This window comes from Caulobacter sp. FV2ps19 (assembly GCF_058681035.1).
This window is the reverse complement of sequence record NZ_CM178729.1, coordinates 1427325-1443355: the sequence shown is the minus strand read 5'-3', so window position 1 is coordinate 1443355 and position 16031 is coordinate 1427325. Positions and strand designations below refer to the sequence as shown.

The following is a 16031-nucleotide window of genomic DNA, read 5'->3' as shown; positions in this document are numbered from 1 at the left end:
TCATGGGCGCACCGCGACATTGGTGGTCTGGCCGCCGCGATTGACGCGAATGACCGTGTCGTCCTGCGTGTTGCGAGCAGCCCGACCGCCGACGGCGCCGGAGGGGCCGCCCAGGTCGGTATAGGCGCGCAGGGCCAGGGTGACCGGGCCGGCGGCCTTGGCCCTGGTCAGGATTTCCGCATCGGCGGGGCCGACCTCGAGGGTGGCGGTGGACGCCACGATGGACTTGGCGTCCTTGTCGGCCGCCGTGGTCTGATCCAGGGCCAGGACGCGGACGTTCTGCAGGATGGTTTCGGCGATGGTCACCTTGCCCATGCCGCCGTCACCGTCGCGCAAGGGCGCGTCGCGGGTTTCCAGAACATCCACCCGGTCGCCGGGCAGAATGAAGCCGCCGACGGCGGTCTCCGATGTGACGGGCACCGCCATGGCCCGCTTGCCGGGCGACAGCACGACCGACAGATAGCCGCCGTCGCCGCCGCGGACGATCTTACGCGGGGTGATGGGTTCGCCGGTCAGGATCGGGTCGCGCACAATCGCGCCCTCGACGGCCTTGGCCGGATCAACGCCGCCGATCATGCCATTGGCGACGCTGGCCATGGCGGCGCTCGCCTTGGCCGCGCCCTGCACTTCGGGCGAGGCCGCGCCATTGGTGATGAAGGCCGCGTTCACAGCTTCGCTCGGCCAGGCCTGCCAGGCGACATCGTCACCCGTCAGGCGGACGCCGATGGCCAGATCGCGCTTGGCGACCAGGACCTGGGTCATGGGCTTGCCCGCGACCGGGGCGACCATGACCGACGGCGCGGCGGCGGGCTTGCCGCCCAGCGCGCGCTGCATCACCACGGCCAGGCCGATGGCGGAAACAGCAGCGATCAGGACGATCATGAGGCGGACAGGATTCATTACGTGGTCACAGGCTTTCGCGACGAGAAGCGATGTTTTGCTCGCCTTGGCCCTTCCGGGCGGCGCGCGATTCGTCAGACAGCCTTTCTGGCCGCCCTCATGGTCGCTTGAGCTTGGTTAACACCGGCTAAAGTTTTGCGTCGCGAACACCGGCGATCCGCGCGACAGCCTGACGCGGGACCCGCCTGGATCAGGCCCGTGCTCAGCCCAGGATGGCTGAGGCCAGGGCGCCCTGCGGGAAGGTGGCCAAGGCGCCGACCGCAATGGCCACGCCATAGGGGATGTCGCCGCCCTGGGCGCTGAGCTTGCGCAGCCAGGCCGGGCTTCCGGCCAGGATGGGCTCCAGCCAGCCCGAGCGCAGGGCCAGGATGCCCAGGGTCACGGCGCCGCCGGCCAGGCCGGTGGCGAGCATGAAGGGCATGGCCGTCGGCCAACCGATCCACAGGGCCGAAGCGGCGAACAGCTTGGCGTCGCCGCCGCCGATCCAGCCCGCCGCGAACATGCCCATGCCCAGGAGCAGGCCGCCAAAGCCGGTCGCCAGGCAAAGGCCGATGGCCGGCAGGGACGCGCCGCTGAGGGCCGCCGCGGGAACGAAGGCCGCGATCAAGCCCAGGGAGATCCAGTTGGGAATAGTGTAGCTGGTGACGTCCTTCAGCGCGGCCACGATGGCCAGGGCCGGAAAGATCAGCAGCAGCGGGATCTGGATTACGTGCATCACCAAGCGCCTTTTTGAGCGACCCATTCTGGGACGATCAGGTGAAGCAATGGTTTCCCGCGTCTTAGCCTTTTAGCGCGAAAGCGTATTCCCGGTTAGCGCGGACGCAGACGCCAGGCCTGGCGGATCGTCGCGAGCCGAACGCAAAAGAGGGCCGAGACAGAAGTCTCGACCCTCTTTGCACGAAGCCAAAGCCCTTGGGCTCAACTGCCGATCGCAGTACTCGTGGCGGTGAACTTGGCCGTCACGTTCGTGCCCAGGGTGGTCACGGCGGCAATGATCACAACAGCGATCAAGGTGACGATCAGGCCATATTCGATGGCCGTGGCGCCGGATTCATCGCTCAGGAAGCGCGTAACAAACTTCGACATGTCGTCCTCCAGATCTTCGAAAGCGAGCACAACGCCTGATTGAGCACGCCTATAAAATGAAAAAAGGGCCGAGACAGACGTCTCGACCCTCTTTTTCGAGGTGAAGCTCTTGGTTTAGGTGCCAACAGCCGTGGCGGCAGCGTTGAACTTCGCCTTGACGTTGGTGCCCAGGGTCGTGACGGCGGTCACGATGACGACGGCGATCAGCGCGATGATCAGGCCATATTCGATGGCCGTGGCGCCGGATTCGTCGTTCAGGAAGCGGGTGAAGAACTTCGACATGACTTGATCTCCTAAATCATCATTGGTTGATTTTGAGGTCTTCAAGCCGTGTTGACTTGCTCACCCCCGAAAACACGATCAATTTCGCCGAGTTCACTTAATGGCCAGTAAACGATCGAATAGTTTTCGAGAGTTTTCTGTTGGTTTATTTGTATTTACCATTACTATCGCTTAACTGTACAGAGCGCCGGCGCCGGCAAAGCCTTTTGAATCAACGATTTCGCGTTGGGACACGGTGTCGCGGGGACATCAAATTTAGTCTTTTGTTGACCATTCAAAGTCAGTCTCCGTGGGGCTCGGACATCGAATCGGACCCCTCATGCGTCGCCTGCCGCTCGCCCTCGCCGCCATTCTGGCCCTCACGGGGGCCTCGGTTCACGCCGAAAGTCTGGCCGTCTCGGCCGGTCAGGCCGCGCGGATCACCCTGAACGGCGCGGTGCGCGACGTGGTGATCGGCGATCCGACGGTCGCCGATGTCAGCGTCGTCAACGAACGCACCCTGGTCATCCTGGGCAAGCACCCGGGCGTCACCTCCCTGATGGCCTTCGACATCGCCGGGCGTCCGCTGGCGGATCGCCAGATCCTGGTTTCAGAAAACGGCGGCGGCGGGATCACCATCTATCGCGGCGCGACCGATGCGGCGAACTATGCCTGCGGCGCCCAATGCACCCGCCTCACGCCAGCCCCGGGCGGCGCGGCGGTCCCCTAGGGACTCGCGCGTCCACGCGGGGGCGCGCTGTTAAACGACTGATTAGGGCCGTCAGACCTAGGATGCCGCGACCGTCCAGCCCGACGGCGTCGAAACGGACCCCAAGCGTCATGGCGAACCTCGCCCGGCTCCTCCGCGCCAAACGCCTCCACCGCCTGCTCGCCCGGTTCGCCCGCGCGCGCGGCGGCGCGACGGCGGTGGAGTTCGCCTTCGTCGCCGGTCCCTTCCTGCTGCTGGTCTTCGCCATCATCGAACTGGCCCTGGTGTCCCTGGTCGCGGTGACCCTCGAAAATGCGGTCAGCGACACCAGCCGCCAGATCCGCACCGGCCAGTTGCAGATCACCGGCGGCACCGCCGCCACGTTCAAGACCGACATGTGCAGCGAAATGGGCTGGATCGGCTCGGCCTGTTCCGACGCCCTGAGCATCGACGTTCGCACCTTCACCGGCTTTTCCGCCTCCGGCTCGGCGCTCAACACCGCCAAGCCCAAGACCCCCTGCTGGGATCCCGGCGGGCCGGGCTCGATCGTCCTGGTGCGCGCCTATTACAACTGGCCCCTGATCACCCCGCTGCTGCAAACCGGTCTGCAGACCGCCAATGGCAAGCGCATGGTCACGGCGGCGGCGGCCTTCGCGAACGAACCCTATTCCAACGACGAAGCGGCCGCGGTGACATGTCCCAGCAATTGAGCCCCCGCCCCGGCCGGCTGAGCGGCTTCTGGCGGGACCATCGCGGCGTCTCCGCCGTCGAGTTCGCCCTGATCGCCCCGATTCTGATCCTGTTCTATTGCGGCATGGCCGAGCTGAGCCAGGCCATGATGGCCCAGCGTCGCCTGAGCCATCTGACCTCGACGATCGGCGATCTTGTCGCCCAGAACCCGCAGCTGACCGACGCGCGCAGGACCGACATCTTCACGATCGGCGGCATCATCATGGCCCCGTTCTCCACCACGACCCTGCGCATGTGCCTGGTCAGCGTCAGTTCGGATTCCTCCGGCAAGGACACGGTCGACTGGTCGGAGAACAACAACAATCATCCCGACTGCCCGACCAAGGGGGCGGTGCTGTCCGCCGGGGTGGTCCCAACCGGCGTCCTGCCCGCCAGCCAGAGCGTGATCATGGCCAAGGCCACCTATGGCTACGCCTCGCCGATCAAGCTGGTCCTGCCCTCAACGCTCAATATCAGCCGCACCTATTATCTGCGTCCGCGCAAATCTGAATCGGTGCTCCGCACCACAGGTTAGGCGTCCAGAGCCGCCTGCAGCCGCTCGGTCAGGACATGGGGCGCCAGCGGCCGCTCGCCGAGGCGCGACACGGGACGAACGCCGATCAGGCTGTTGGTCAAAAACGCGCCGTCGGCCGCCTCCAGCCGCGCGCGGCCGGCGGCCACTTCCAGCACCTCGACCCCCAGCGCGCGGGCCAGGGCCAGCACCCGGGCCCGGGTGATCCCGGCCAGCACGCCGCAGTCCAAGGCGGGGGTAACCAGGCGATCGCCCTCGATCCAGAACAGATTGGCCGCCGCCGCGCAGGCCAGCTGGCCGCGATTGTTCAGCATCACCGCCTCATCGGCCCCGGCCGCCCGCGCCTCGGCCCGGGCCAGCACATTGTCCAGATAGGCCAGGGTCTTGAGCCGGGCGGTCGGCGAGCCCTCGTTGCGACGGACCGCGACGATGACCAGGGCGGCGGGCGTGTTGACGGCCAGCGACGGCGCGGCGGCGACGATCAGGCGCGGGAACATCGTCTCCGGACGCTCCAGTCCCCGTCCGCCTGATCCGGCCGTCAGAGTCAGACGCACGGCGGCGCGGCCGGCGGCGGGCGCGGCGGCCAGGCCCTGGGCGCGGGCGGCGTCGCGGTCCAGGGCGGGCAGGCCCAGAACCTCGCAACCGGCCGCCATCCGGTCCAGATGCGCCTCGATCATCGGGATCACCCCGTCGACCGCCAGCATGGTCTCGAACAGGCCGTCGCCCAGCAGCAGGCCACGGTCATTGGGAGGGATCATGATGCGGTCTCCGCCAGGGGTTCGGTCAGCGCGCGCTGCAGAGCCGCGATCTTGGCCTCGGTCTCCAGGCGCTCGGCCCGGGGATCGCTGTCAGCGACGATGCCGGCGCCCGCCCGGGCCTCAAGCCGCCAGCCGTCCCCGTCCCGCTCCAGACCGACGGTGCGGATCAGCACGCTGGAGTCGAAGCTCCCGTCGAACCCGGCCCAGAACAGCGACCCGCAATAGGGCCCGCGCGGCGGCTCCAGTTCGGCGATCACCCGCATCGCCTGCACCTTGGGCGCGCCGGTGATCGAGCCCGGCGGAACCGTCGCCCGCAACAGGTCGGCCACACCCAGCCCCGACCCCAGCCGCGCCGTCACCGTCGAGACCAGATGATGCACATTGGCGAAGGTCTCGACCTTGAACAGCTCGGGCGCCCTGACGCTGCCGGGCGGACTGACCCGGGCCAGATCGTTGCGCATCAGGTCCACGATCATCAGGTTCTCGGCCCGGTCCTTGGCGCTGGCCGACAGCTCGGCGACCAGCCGGGCGTCCTCGTCCGGCGTCGCGCCGCGCCGGCGTGTGCCCTTGATCGGCTGGGTCTCGATCGCGCCGTCCGCGCCGGTCACCTTCAAAAAACGCTCGGGCGAGTTGGAGATCAAAGCCCGATCCTCAAGCCGCCAATAGGCCGAGAACGGGGCCGGGCTCTGGCCGCGCAGGCGGGCGAAGAGGTCGAACGGATCCGCGCCCGCCACCAGCCGCCCGCGCCAGGCGCGGGCGATATTGGCCTGGAAGATCTCGCCGGCCAGGATGCGGTCGATGACCTGGGCGACAGCGGACTCATAGGCCGCGCCGTCCGAGGCGGTCAGGCCCTCGCACAGGGGTCCTTCGAGGGACAGCCGCGCGTCGGCCGGCGCGTCGAGCCAGGCCAGGGCCGCCGCCGCCCGCGCGTCGGCCTGAACCGGGGTGTCGCCGCGCCCCACCGCCACCACCCGCCGCTGGCGATGGTCGAAGGCCAGCAGGGCGGGGTAGCGCGCGCAGGTCAGGTCCGGCCAGGCGGTGCGCGCCAGACCCAAGGCCTCGACCCGGTCGCCCAGCTCATAGGCCGCCAGCCCCACCACCCCGCCCTGGAACGGCGGCCCATCGGGGTCGACCGGCCGGGGCGGACCGATGAAATCGGCCAGGGCCTGGAAGGGATCACGCGGATCGTCGGCCAAGATCGTCAGCGTCGCCTCGGGCGCGCGCAGCAGATACGACCAGCGCTCGCCGCCGGACAGCAGGGCGCAGGCGTGGGGCTCGTCCCGAAAGGGCTGCAACGCCCACACCGGCTCGCGCCAGGGGACGGAAAGAAGAGCGACACAGCGCATGGCCGGGTTGATACACCAAAAGATCACAGCGCGAACGCGACACGATCCGACCGGATCGACGCCGGGCGTCTTGGATATCGTAAGGCCTCAGTGCATCGAAAATCACCGCGATCGGTTCAAGTTTTTCGCGCGTGACTTGAAACCGGGCGCGAGCCGGTGATCATGGGGATCGCGTGAAGGATGTCCGAGTGGCTGACGACAAATCCGACGAGACGGTGCTGAAGGGCGCAGGCGCCTATTTCCTCAGTATCGTCGAGGCCAGCCAGGACTGCATCCGGGTGATCAGCGCCGAGGGCTTCGTCGAATATATGAACGCCCGGGGCCAGGCCCTGTTTGAGATTGTCGACTTCGACGGTCGCAATCGCCTGCGCTACTGGCCCGACCTCTGGCCCGCCGAGAGCCGCGATGCGGTGGAAGGCGCTCTGAAGGCCGCGATGGCCGGTCATGCCAGCGCCTTCCGCGCGATCTGCCCCACGGTCGCCGGTCGCCTGCGCTGGTGGGACACCACCGTCTCCCCGATCCTGGAACAGGGCCGGGCGAACCGTGTGCTGGCCACCTCGCGCGACGTGACCGAAGTGGTGCTGTCCGAAGGTCACCGCCGCCTGCTGGTCAACGAACTGAACCATCGCGTCAAGAACACCCTGGCCACGGTGCAGTCGATCGCCCGGCAGTCGCTGCGCAACGCCGGGGTGGACGAAGGGGTCCGCGACGCGCTGGACGGTCGGCTGATGGCCATCGCCGCCACCCACAATGTGCTGACCGATGAGAACTGGTCGGCCGCCAGCCTGCGCCAGATCGTCGACGGCTCGGTGGCGCCCTACTGCGCCCAGGCGGGCCAGGTGACCATCACCGGACAGGACCTGAGGGTCTCGCCCAAGCCCGCCGTGGTCATGGCCCTGGCGTTCCATGAACTGGCGATCAATGCGCTCAAGCACGGAGCCCTGTCCTCACCGGTCGGCCATGTCGACATCAGCTGGACCGTGGACGCCGACGACCGGTTGAACATCGAGTGGACCGAGCGCGGCGGCCCCGCGGTGCGCCCGCCCGAGCGACGCGGCTTTGGCACCCGGATCGTCCAGCAGGCCCTGCCCAACGAGCTGGGCGGCGCGGTGGCGGTCGACTATCGGCCCGAGGGACTGCGCTGCTCGATCCGTTCGCCCCGCGCCGCGCTCGACAAGGTCGATGCGTTCCTGCCGCTGGCCTGACAGGATCTAATTCGCCTTCCCGCCCTTGACCGAGAACAGGCCGATCGCGCCCAGGGCCAGCAGGCCGATGATCGGCACGAAACCGCCAACCTGGCTCTGAAAGACCTTGGTAGCCAGGGCCACCAGCAGCGAGCCCAGCCAGGCCGTCGCCGTCCCCGACAGGGCGAACAGGCCAAAGAAGGCGGCCATGCGGTCTGGCGGCGCCAGGCGCACCAGCAGGGTGCGGCTGGAGGCGTACTGGGCCGTGACACAAATGGCGATCACCAAACCCAGGCCCAGATACAAGAGCTCGGGCAGGGTGCGAAACAGCGGTCCGTTCCAGACCGGCGCATGGGTCGCCGCCGCATAGGGCCACAGATAGAGGATCTTCTCGCGGCCCATCCCCAGCATGGCGATCAGCACGACCAGACAGCCCAGGATCTCCAGCTGCACCGCCCGGCGCGGCCCGACGGCCTTGTCCAGCAACGGGGCCAGCAGGCCGCCCAGCACGGCGAACAGGCTCAGGCTGATGCCATAGGCCAGCATCTCCAGCGCGCCCCAGTTCATCAGGCCGGCGGCGAACAGACCGCTGAAGATCAGCAAGGCGGTCATGCCGTCGCAATAGAGCATCCGCGCGCCCAGGAAACGGGCGATGTCGGCATGGCCCTTCAGATTGGCGAAGGTGTCGCGCAGCAGCCGCACCCCGTCCCCCAGGCTCTGGACCATCGAGCGGCCGGTGCGCGGCGCGTCGCGGGTCCACAGGAACAGGGGGATCGCGCCCGCCAGCATGATGATCGCCGAGAGGGGCGCCGAGATCCGGCTGGGCTCGTGATCGGCGGTCGACAGGCCAAACAGCGGCGCGGCCGGCACGCCGGGCCACGGCACGGCCCCGGGCAGAACAAAGCCCCACAGCAGGAAGACCAGCACCCCGACCGACAGCCCATTGGCCATGGCGTAGCCCAGGCCCGACAGCAGCGGCTCCTGCCCCGGCTCGCCGGCCCGGGCCAGCATCGAATTGTTGAGCACGTCGCCCCAGTTATAGGCCACGCCCGCCACGGTCAGGATCACCCCGACCAGGGCCACCGGCAGGCCGTGATCGGGCTTGGCCCACCACAGCAGCAGGAGCAGCGGGATCATGATCGCCAGCACGGCGGCCAGGAACGGCTTGCGCGGACCATAGCGCTCGATCGAGGCGCCCAGCAGCGGGGCCGTGACGGCGGTCAGCAGGCCATAGATCGTGGCGATGCCGGCCACCGTCGCCTGCCCCTTGACCGGATCGCCGACCAGCACGCCCGAGAAATAGGGCGCGAAGATGTAGATGGTGATCAGGACCACATAGGCGTCGCGCGCGCCCTGGTGCAGCACCCAGCTCCAGGCGCCCTTCGAGAGCCCCGGGGGCTTGCCGACCATCACGGGGCGGTCCTCGGTCGCCGCCTCCGCCAGGCCCGGCGGCGTGCCTGTGAGTTCGCTCATGCCCTACCCTGCTTGTGGCGCCGTCTTGCGCGGGGCCTGGGTTGAGCGTGGCGGTTAAACGAGCGTTTGTCACGCCCCTCTTCTAGAGCAGGATATGGGCCCGCACCGCCTCGCGGGTGGCGGCGTCCAGTCCCAGGGCCTGGTCCAGATAGCCGTCCAGCGAGCCGTGCTGGGCCTTGATCACCGCGAAGGCGGCGGCCAGGTAGTCGGCCTCGACGCCCATGGCGGCGCGCACCGCGCCCTCGGTCGGCGTGCGGCCGGTCATCTGTTCGATGACCGTGATGAACTGACGCCCGCGCCGCTCGAACCGGCGCTCGTCATTGGTCAGCAGATAGTCGTCGATGACGTCATCGTCCGACACCCCGGCCACGTGGTGGGTCAGGGCGGCCAGCAGGCCGGTGCGGTCCTTGCCCGCCGCGCAGTGGATCAGCACCGGGCCGCGCCCCTGGGCCAGGGCCTGAAAATAGCGGCGGAACAGGTCCTGATGCCGTTCCTTGAACGGCAGCCGGCGATAATAGTCGAGCATGTAGTCGCGCACCGCCTGCTCGGAGAGATCCGAGGTCTGCAGGAAGGTGTGCCAGGGATCGTCGATCGAGCCCTGATGGTTCTCGATCACCTCGGCAGTGAAACCGGCCCAGCGCCGCGAGGGCGAGCGCTCGCGCTCATTGGGGCGGCGCAGATCGACCAGGGTGGCCAGGTTCAGGGCCGACAGGACGGCCAGGTCCGCGTCGGTGGCCTCGGCCTGGTGGGCGGCGCGAAACAGCACGCCCTTTTTCAGACGGCCCAGGCCGGCGGCGTAGTCGCCATAGTCGCGGAGGTTCTCAACGCCCTCAAGCGCAATAAGACGGGGCAGGGGGATCAGACGGGTCATGGGCGAGGTGTTAGCGCGAGCCGGTGACCGATTGAAGTCATCCCTTCAAATCCGTCTTCCCGGCGAATGCCGGGACCCAGATCGAACCCACTTGATCTGGAGAACTTAGCGCCGTCACATGGCGCATCATCCCAAGGCGCTCAGGCTGAATCTGGGCGCCGGCATTCGCCGGGGAAACGGAGAAAAATCAGCTTCTCCGCAACCACGGCGCCAGCCGGTCCTGCAGCGGCTGGTCGACATAGGTGTGGAACAGCCAGGCCCCGCCATAGGCCAGGGGGAAGCTGGCCAGCCACATCAGCCACTGCCAGCCGATGCCGATCGGCACGGTCTCGATCAGCTTGTGGACGGCGCTCCAATAGATCACCCCGACCAAGATGTGGGTGATGAACAGGGCGAACGAGAGCTTGGCCGCCTGCTCGATCCAGGCGCGGGGCGTTTTCACCGGCAGGCGGCCGGCGCCCAGGATGATGCAGGCGATGGCCGCCAGGCACGGCAGGTCGAAATAGAGCACGTCAGGCACGGCGTAGCGGTCGATGACCTGCCAGCCGATCAGCACCGCCACGCCGCCATACATCAGGATGCGGGCGGTCTTTTCCGAGGGCCAGTTCAGATCGACCGCCCGCGCCAGACAGACGCCCAGGATGAACAGCGGCACGGCCCGCACCACGCCGTAGCGCAACGGCATGTCGGCCAGGGCGTGATGAAAGCCGAACCGGCCGATGACCTCGAACACGATCAGCGCGCCGACGCCGACCAGCAGGCCCAGGGCCGGCCGCCGCACCCTGTCGGCCGCCCGCCACAGGAAGGGAAAGATCGCGTAGCAGACGATCAGGGCCGACAGCGACCAGCTGGGCAGGTTCCAGCCGTCGCTGGGCACGCCCCAGGCGTGGATCAGCAGAGCCTGGCTCGGCAGCTGGTCCCAGGCGAAGCGCGACGGCTTGTGGGCGTCGGTGCCCAGGGCGTTGAGGACCAGCACCAGCGCCGCCATGGCCGCCAGCACCACCAGGTGTCCGGGCCAGACCCTGGCGGCGCGGCGCAGCCAGAAGCGGCCCGGGGTGATCCTTCCTGACAGGGTCGAGCCGCCATAGGCCCGGCCCAGCACATAGCCCGACAGGATCAGGAAGAAGTCGGTGGCCAGGAAGCCGCGCGCAAAGACCGGATGGAAGCGCTCCAGCCGCATCGGGCCCTCGGAACCGTAGTGGTAGAGGACGATCAGCAGCGAGGCCAGAAAGCGCAGGAAATCCAGGGCTCCGCCCCGCACCGCCCGGTGTAGGCGAGCCGGCGTCGACGGCTCGACGGCCATCGGGGTGACGTCAGGCGCGTCGAAAGGCTGCGAAGAAGCGGTCACGAGCATGGCCTTAACAAAGCCCGCCGCGCCGGAAAAGCCATCGCGTCGCGTCACCTTGCGTCAAGGCGACGCGCCGCCCATCTGTAACCTATCCTGTTTCGAAAGGTCGCCAGATGACCCGCATGCCCGCCCTGTTCGTCGGCCACGGCTCGCCGATGAACGCCATTGAAGACAATCCCTGGAGCCAGGCCTGGGCCCAGATGGGCCGCGACCTGCCCCGTCCGCGCGCCATCGCCATGGTCAGCGCCCACTGGGAGACGCAAGGCGCCACCGCCGTCAGCGCCGCGACGGCGCCCGAAACCATTCATGATTTCGGCGGCTTTCCGCAGGCCCTGTTCGACGTGCGCTACCGGGCCCCGGGTGATCCGGCCCTGGCGGCGCGGATCGCCGGCCTGCTGTCGCCTGATCCGGTGATGCAGCACCCGACCCGCGGCCTGGATCATGGCGCCTGGGGCGTGCTCAGGCCCATGTATCCCGACGCCGACATCCCCGTGGTGCAGATCAGCCTGGATCGCGGCCGCTCCAACCGCTGGCACTATGACGCCGGCCGCCGACTGGCGACCCTGCGCGACGAGGGGGTGATGCTGATCGGCAGCGGCGACATCGTCCACAATCTGCGCGCCATCGATTTCCGCCGTCCCGAGACCCTGCCCTGGGCCGAGCGCTTAAACGCCGCCGCCAAGGCCCTGATCCTGGCCGGCGACCACGATCCGCTGATCGACTGGCAGACCCTGGGCCCCGACGCCGACGCCTCGATCAACAGCGCCGAGCACTATCTGCCGCTGCTCTATGTGCTGGGCGCGCAAGGCCAGGACGAGCCGGTCAGCCTGTTCACCGACGACGTGTTCACGGCGATCTCGATGACGGGCGTAAAGGTCGGCTAAGGAAGCCCGTCCAAACGCGAACAACGCCCGTGCCCGGGGGGAGGCACGAGCGTTGCGCTTGGAGAACGCTGGGGCCGGCCGGGGGGGGTAGCCGGGTTGTCCGCGTTGATTGTTAGATTGGGAGGCGAACCGGGCTTTGCAACGGCGCGATCAAGGTCTTTTTGTGTTGACTGTGGCAGGGTTGCCACAAACCGGCGGCGGCGCTCCGAGATTCGACCCAATGGGCGGGAAACGCCGCTTGCTCACGACATCGCTTGGGCGCGACCCAAACTCGGCAGGTCCCCCCCATCCCCAACCCTTCCCCATCAAGGGGGAAGGGAGTCCGCCCAGGTTCGAAAGCGGAGCAAGGCGCACGCGCGTCAACCGGACAATGATCGCGCCGTCCATGCCTAGCGCCCAGAACGGCCCGTTCGCCCGACCAGGCTGGATCGGCCCACCCTCGCCCCTATATCTCTAGGCGTCTCAACACCGGATCCGCGCCCATGACCAAGTCCCTGAAGATCGATTTCGTCTCCGACGTCTCCTGCCCCTGGTGCATTGTCGGCCTGGGCGGGCTTGAGACGGCGCTGGAACGCGTCGGCGATCTGGTGGACGCGCAGATCCACTTCCAGCCCTTTGAGCTCAATCCCAACATGCCGGCAGAGGGCCAGAATATCGTCGAGCACATCGGCGAGAAGTATGGCGCGACGCCCGAGCAGTCGGCCGCCAACCGCAAGGCCATCCACGAGCGCGCGGCCTCGGTGGGCTTCACGATGAAGACCAGCGAGACCAGCCGGATCTACAACACCTTTGACGCCCACCGCCTGCTGCACTGGGCCGGAATTGCCAGTGGACCGGGGGGCGGCCAGAAAGCCCTGAAGCGCGCCCTGTTCGACGCCTATTTCACCGACGGCCTCAGCCCCGCCGACCACGACGTGCTGGTGGCGGCGGCGGAAAAGGCCGGCCTGGACGGCGCGGCCGCGCGCGAGGTGCTGACCTCGGGCCAGTATGCTCAGGAGGTCCGCGACGCCGAACGCGCCTGGCATGAGGCGGGCATCAGCTCGGTGCCGGCCGTGATCATCAATGACCGCTATCTGATCTCGGGCGGCCAGCCGGCCGAGTATTTCGAGAAGGCCCTCCGCCAGATCGCCGCCGAGGCTTAAGGCGCGTAGGCATCAGTCTGCGCACGGGAAAATAGTCCTTCGACAAGCTCAGGATAAGGCTTTCGAGAGCCCAGCCACGCTAGCCTTAGCCCTCATCCCGAGCCTGTCGAAGGACGAGGGCGGGCCGATGAGACAGAGGCCCCCTCACGCCACCTGGGTCGCCGTACCCGCCACCATGTACCAGGTTAGCAGCAGGCCGACGATCACGGTGGCCGAGAGGTAACCGCCGGTCCGCCGCCAGGTGAACACCCCGACCACCGCGATCAGGGCGGTCAGCGGCAGGAACTGGATGGCCACCACCGTCGATAGCGGGTCGAAGGCGGTGGGCAGGCTGCCGGTCAGGAACAGCGTCCCGTAGTCCAGACCCAGCAGCAGCAGGAAGCCGCCGCTCAGCGCCAGGACGGCGCTGGCGTACTGGGCCAAGGCGCCCTCGCCCGCCACCGGGATCCGCGCCAGCAGGGTGCGCAGGGTGACGCCGAAGGCCAGGGTCAGGGGCAGAACATAGACCAGAACCAGGTCGGCCTGGGCCAGGCTGAGCCGCTTCAGGGCCACCACCCAGAAACGGAAATCCACCAGGAACAGGCGATGGACCAGCTCCAGCGCCCCATAGACCACGACCACGCTGACCAGGCCGATCAGCAGCGACAGCCGCAGATGGCGGGTGAACACCGGCTTGTCGCGCTTGCCGATCGCCCCCAGGGCCAGGGTCAGCAGGGCGCCCAACACCGCCCAGGTCAGCACCTGGTTGGTGATGCCCTGCTTGAGGATCCCATTGGGCTTGAGGGCCAGCATGCCCAGGATGAAGACCGGGAAGAAGGTCACGGCCGGCAGCACGGCGGTCAGGGCCAGGCCGCCCCACCAGCCCGTGTCGCGCCGCGTCACGGTGGGTTGCGGCGCGCCGCGCAGGCCGGCGAACAGCGGCAAGGCCAGCAGCAGCTCGAAGGTTCCCAGCAGCAGGACCACCGCCCCGACCAGGGCGAGGCCCGTGGCCAGCTCCTTCCACATCCAGATCTGGTCGGACGCCGGACGCGGCGTGCCGCCCTTCAGGGTCAGGGCGAACCAGTCCAGCGCATGGCCGACGGCCACCGGCGAGATGTGGTCGCCGGGATGGGTGGTCGACGGGGTGTGCAGGGTCCGGGCTGTTCCGTCCGCCACCGATCCATAGACCTTGCCGGGCTGCACCGCCGAGGGGGTCCCGAACACCGCCTGCAGCTTGGAACTGCCGGTGACATCCTGGGCCCGGTCGACGCCCCACATCAGCTTGGAAAACTCGTCATAGCGGCTGAACACCACGGCCAGGTTGCGCGGCCAGGTCGGCGAGCCCTCGGCGGCGAACGGCGCCCCGGTCGAGGAGCCCTCCAGCACCACGGCCTTGTAGGCGTCGGGCATCGTCGCGGCGGCGGCCAGCACCGTCCAGCCGCCCATGCTGTGGCCCTCCAGCCCGATATTGGCGGGATCGACGCTCTTCAGGCTGCGCAGATAGGTCAGCCCGTCGGGCCCACCGAAGCCGTTCGAAAACGCCGGACCGCCGCTATAGCCGTGCCCGGTCTGATCCATGGCCAGCACCACATAGCCGCGCCGGGCGAACTCGATGGCGAACGGGCTCTGGGTCTCGCGGGAATTGATATAGCCGTGCACGGCCAGCACGCCGGGGGCGGGCGTGGCGGCGGTGGCGTTGGGCGGCGTGTAGAGCAGGCCGCTCATCGGCGTGCCGCCCGTTCCGGGGAAGGTCACCTCGGTGACCTTGATCCCGCCGGCCGTCTGGACCGTCCAGGCCAGCGCGCTTCCGCCCAAAACCAGGACCACGCCCAGCACGAACAACAGCCATGGCTTGCGCATGACATTCCCTCCCCCGCGCCGGTCGTTCGCCGGCTTTGGAAGGAGCCTAGAGGAGGCGGAGGGACCTGGATATCCCCTCTCCTATAAGGAGAGGGAGGGGCCCATGCGAAGCATGGGAGGGTGAGGCGCTTCGTCGTTGGCAGCGAAACCCGCTCACGCCTTCCCCCCTCACCCTCCCATCGCAAGCGATGGGCCCCGCCCTCTCCCCATGGGAGCGCGATTTAAACCAACGCCCCGGCCTTCTGCGCCGCCGCCAGGCGCCCGGGCATGCCGTGGCCATAGATCTTCTGAACCCGCTCCAGCACGGCGGCTGGGGCAGTCTCGGGTCGGCCGGCGTTGAACGGCGGGGCCGGCGCGTATTCCACGCCAAGCTGGATGGCCTGGGCCACCTCGTCGCCGGCGATTTCGGCGGCGATGGTCAGGGCGAAGTCGATGCCCGCCGTCACCCCGCCACCGGTGAAGACGTTGCCGTCGCGCACCACGCGGGCCGGATCGGGGATCGCGCCGAACAGGGCCAGCTGGTCGCGCCACGCCCAGTGACAGGCCGCGCGCTTGCCCTTCAGCAGGCCCGCCGCGCCCAGCACCAGCGAGCCGGTGCAGACCGAGGTGACATAGCGCGCGCCGGCCGCCAGGCGGCGGATCTGATCCAGAAAGGCGGGGTTGGCCATCGCCTCGGTGGTCCCGAACCCGCCGGGGACGACCAGCACGTCGCAGTCCGCGACGTCGGCCAGACGCGGCAGGCGCGCGAAGACCAGACCGTCGGCCTCGATCTCGCCGCCCTCAAGGCTGGCCGCCGTGACCTTCGCCCCCGGCAGCCGGGCCAGGATCTGGTGCGGACCGGTGAAGTCCAGATGGGTGACGCCCGGAAACAGGGCGAAGACGATGTTGAGGGTCTGTTGGTCGGCCATGGGGATATCTCCGTTTGACGCCGCATCCTCCCGCGCCTAGCGTCTGGCGCAAATGACATAA

Annotated in this window: 16 protein-coding genes and 1 pseudogene; 6 read left to right on the top strand and 11 right to left on the bottom strand. The window is 68.3% G+C overall.

Going from position 1 to position 16031, the window contains the following annotated elements; all coding sequences use genetic code 11:
- The 4 genes from cpaB to ACW18B_RS07015 all read right to left on the bottom strand — a co-directional run bounded on the left by cpaB (position 1) and on the right by ACW18B_RS07015 (position 2268).
- Positions 1 to 900, bottom strand: coding sequence for a Flp pilus assembly protein CpaB (gene cpaB, locus ACW18B_RS07030; RefSeq protein WP_492050685.1), 900 nt, complete (start codon positions 898 to 900; stop codon positions 1 to 3).
- 202 nt (positions 901 to 1102) lie between these two features.
- Positions 1103 to 1615, bottom strand: coding sequence for an A24 family peptidase (locus tag ACW18B_RS07025; RefSeq protein ID WP_492050684.1), 513 nt, complete (start codon positions 1613 to 1615; stop codon positions 1103 to 1105).
- Between the two features lie 203 nt (positions 1616 to 1818).
- A complete protein-coding gene (locus ACW18B_RS07020; RefSeq protein ID WP_492050683.1) occupies positions 1819 to 1986 on the bottom strand; it encodes a Flp family type IVb pilin in 168 nt (55 codons plus the stop codon).
- A 114-nt stretch (positions 1987 to 2100) separates the two neighbouring features.
- Positions 2101 to 2268 (bottom strand): Flp family type IVb pilin, encoded by a 168-nt coding sequence (locus ACW18B_RS07015; RefSeq protein WP_492050682.1) that lies wholly within the window; start codon positions 2266 to 2268, stop codon positions 2101 to 2103.
- A gap of 319 nt (positions 2269 to 2587) precedes the next feature.
- On the opposite strand from ACW18B_RS07015, the gene ACW18B_RS07010 reads away from it, so the two are divergent.
- The 3 genes from ACW18B_RS07010 (at position 2588) to ACW18B_RS07000 (ending at position 4220) form a co-directional block, all read left to right on the top strand.
- Positions 2588 to 2977, top strand: a complete 390-nt coding sequence (locus ACW18B_RS07010; RefSeq protein WP_492050680.1) for a pilus assembly protein N-terminal domain-containing protein — start codon at positions 2588 to 2590, stop codon at positions 2975 to 2977.
- Positions 2978 to 3087: 110 nt separating this feature from the next.
- Entirely contained in the window at positions 3088 to 3666 is a 579-nt protein-coding gene (locus ACW18B_RS07005) for a TadE/TadG family type IV pilus assembly protein (protein ID WP_492050678.1), read from the top strand.
- Entirely contained in the window at positions 3651 to 4220 is a 570-nt protein-coding gene (locus ACW18B_RS07000) for a TadE/TadG family type IV pilus assembly protein (protein WP_492050677.1), read from the top strand. Before ACW18B_RS07005 ends, ACW18B_RS07000 begins: the two co-directional genes overlap by 16 nt.
- Here the strand turns inward: ACW18B_RS07000 and ACW18B_RS06995 are convergent.
- Both ACW18B_RS06995 and pabB read right to left on the bottom strand, forming a co-directional pair.
- Positions 4217 to 4975, bottom strand: a complete 759-nt coding sequence (locus ACW18B_RS06995; protein WP_492050675.1) for an aminotransferase class IV — start codon at positions 4973 to 4975, stop codon at positions 4217 to 4219. The genes ACW18B_RS07000 and ACW18B_RS06995 overlap by 4 nt on opposite strands.
- Positions 4972 to 6324: pseudogene (pabB, locus tag ACW18B_RS06990) on the bottom strand (aminodeoxychorismate synthase, component I); the annotation flags it as partial. The gene ACW18B_RS06995 and the pseudogene pabB, both read right to left, overlap by 4 nt.
- Before the next feature lie 185 nt (positions 6325 to 6509).
- On the opposite strand from pabB, the gene ACW18B_RS06985 reads away from it, so the two are divergent.
- Positions 6510 to 7526: a sensor histidine kinase gene (locus tag ACW18B_RS06985; RefSeq protein WP_492050673.1), complete on the top strand. Its 1017-nt coding sequence runs from the start codon at positions 6510 to 6512 to the stop codon at positions 7524 to 7526.
- A gap of 6 nt (positions 7527 to 7532) precedes the next feature.
- Here ACW18B_RS06985 and ACW18B_RS06980 read toward each other — a convergent pair whose 3' ends face one another.
- The 3 genes from ACW18B_RS06980 to ACW18B_RS06970 all read right to left on the bottom strand — a co-directional run bounded on the left by ACW18B_RS06980 (position 7533) and on the right by ACW18B_RS06970 (position 11203).
- Positions 7533 to 8978, bottom strand: a complete 1446-nt coding sequence (locus ACW18B_RS06980; RefSeq protein WP_492050672.1) for an MFS transporter — start codon at positions 8976 to 8978, stop codon at positions 7533 to 7535.
- Positions 8979 to 9060: 82 nt separating this feature from the next.
- Positions 9061 to 9831: a tyrosine-protein phosphatase gene (locus tag ACW18B_RS06975; protein ID WP_492051639.1), complete on the bottom strand. Its 771-nt coding sequence runs from the start codon at positions 9829 to 9831 to the stop codon at positions 9061 to 9063.
- 205 nt (positions 9832 to 10036) lie between these two features.
- Positions 10037 to 11203 (bottom strand): acyltransferase family protein, encoded by a 1167-nt coding sequence (locus tag ACW18B_RS06970; protein ID WP_492051638.1) that lies wholly within the window; start codon positions 11201 to 11203, stop codon positions 10037 to 10039.
- Between the two features lie 107 nt (positions 11204 to 11310).
- On the opposite strand from ACW18B_RS06970, the gene ygiD reads away from it, so the two are divergent.
- Both ygiD and ACW18B_RS06960 read left to right on the top strand, forming a co-directional pair.
- Positions 11311 to 12081 (top strand): 4,5-DOPA-extradiol-dioxygenase, encoded by a 771-nt coding sequence (gene ygiD, locus ACW18B_RS06965; protein WP_492050671.1) that lies wholly within the window; start codon positions 11311 to 11313, stop codon positions 12079 to 12081.
- 482 nt (positions 12082 to 12563) lie between these two features.
- Entirely contained in the window at positions 12564 to 13223 is a 660-nt protein-coding gene (locus ACW18B_RS06960) for a DsbA family oxidoreductase (RefSeq protein WP_492050670.1), read from the top strand.
- 144 nt (positions 13224 to 13367) lie between these two features.
- On the opposite strand, the gene ACW18B_RS06955 is transcribed toward ACW18B_RS06960, so the two are convergent.
- Together ACW18B_RS06955 and ACW18B_RS06950 are read right to left on the bottom strand one after the other, a co-directional pair.
- Positions 13368 to 15062 (bottom strand): alpha/beta hydrolase family protein, encoded by a 1695-nt coding sequence (locus ACW18B_RS06955; RefSeq protein ID WP_492050668.1) that lies wholly within the window; start codon positions 15060 to 15062, stop codon positions 13368 to 13370.
- Positions 15063 to 15283: 221 nt separating this feature from the next.
- Positions 15284 to 15970, bottom strand: coding sequence for a DJ-1/PfpI family protein (locus tag ACW18B_RS06950; protein ID WP_492050666.1), 687 nt, complete (start codon positions 15968 to 15970; stop codon positions 15284 to 15286).
- Positions 15971 to 16031 lie beyond the last annotated feature (61 nt).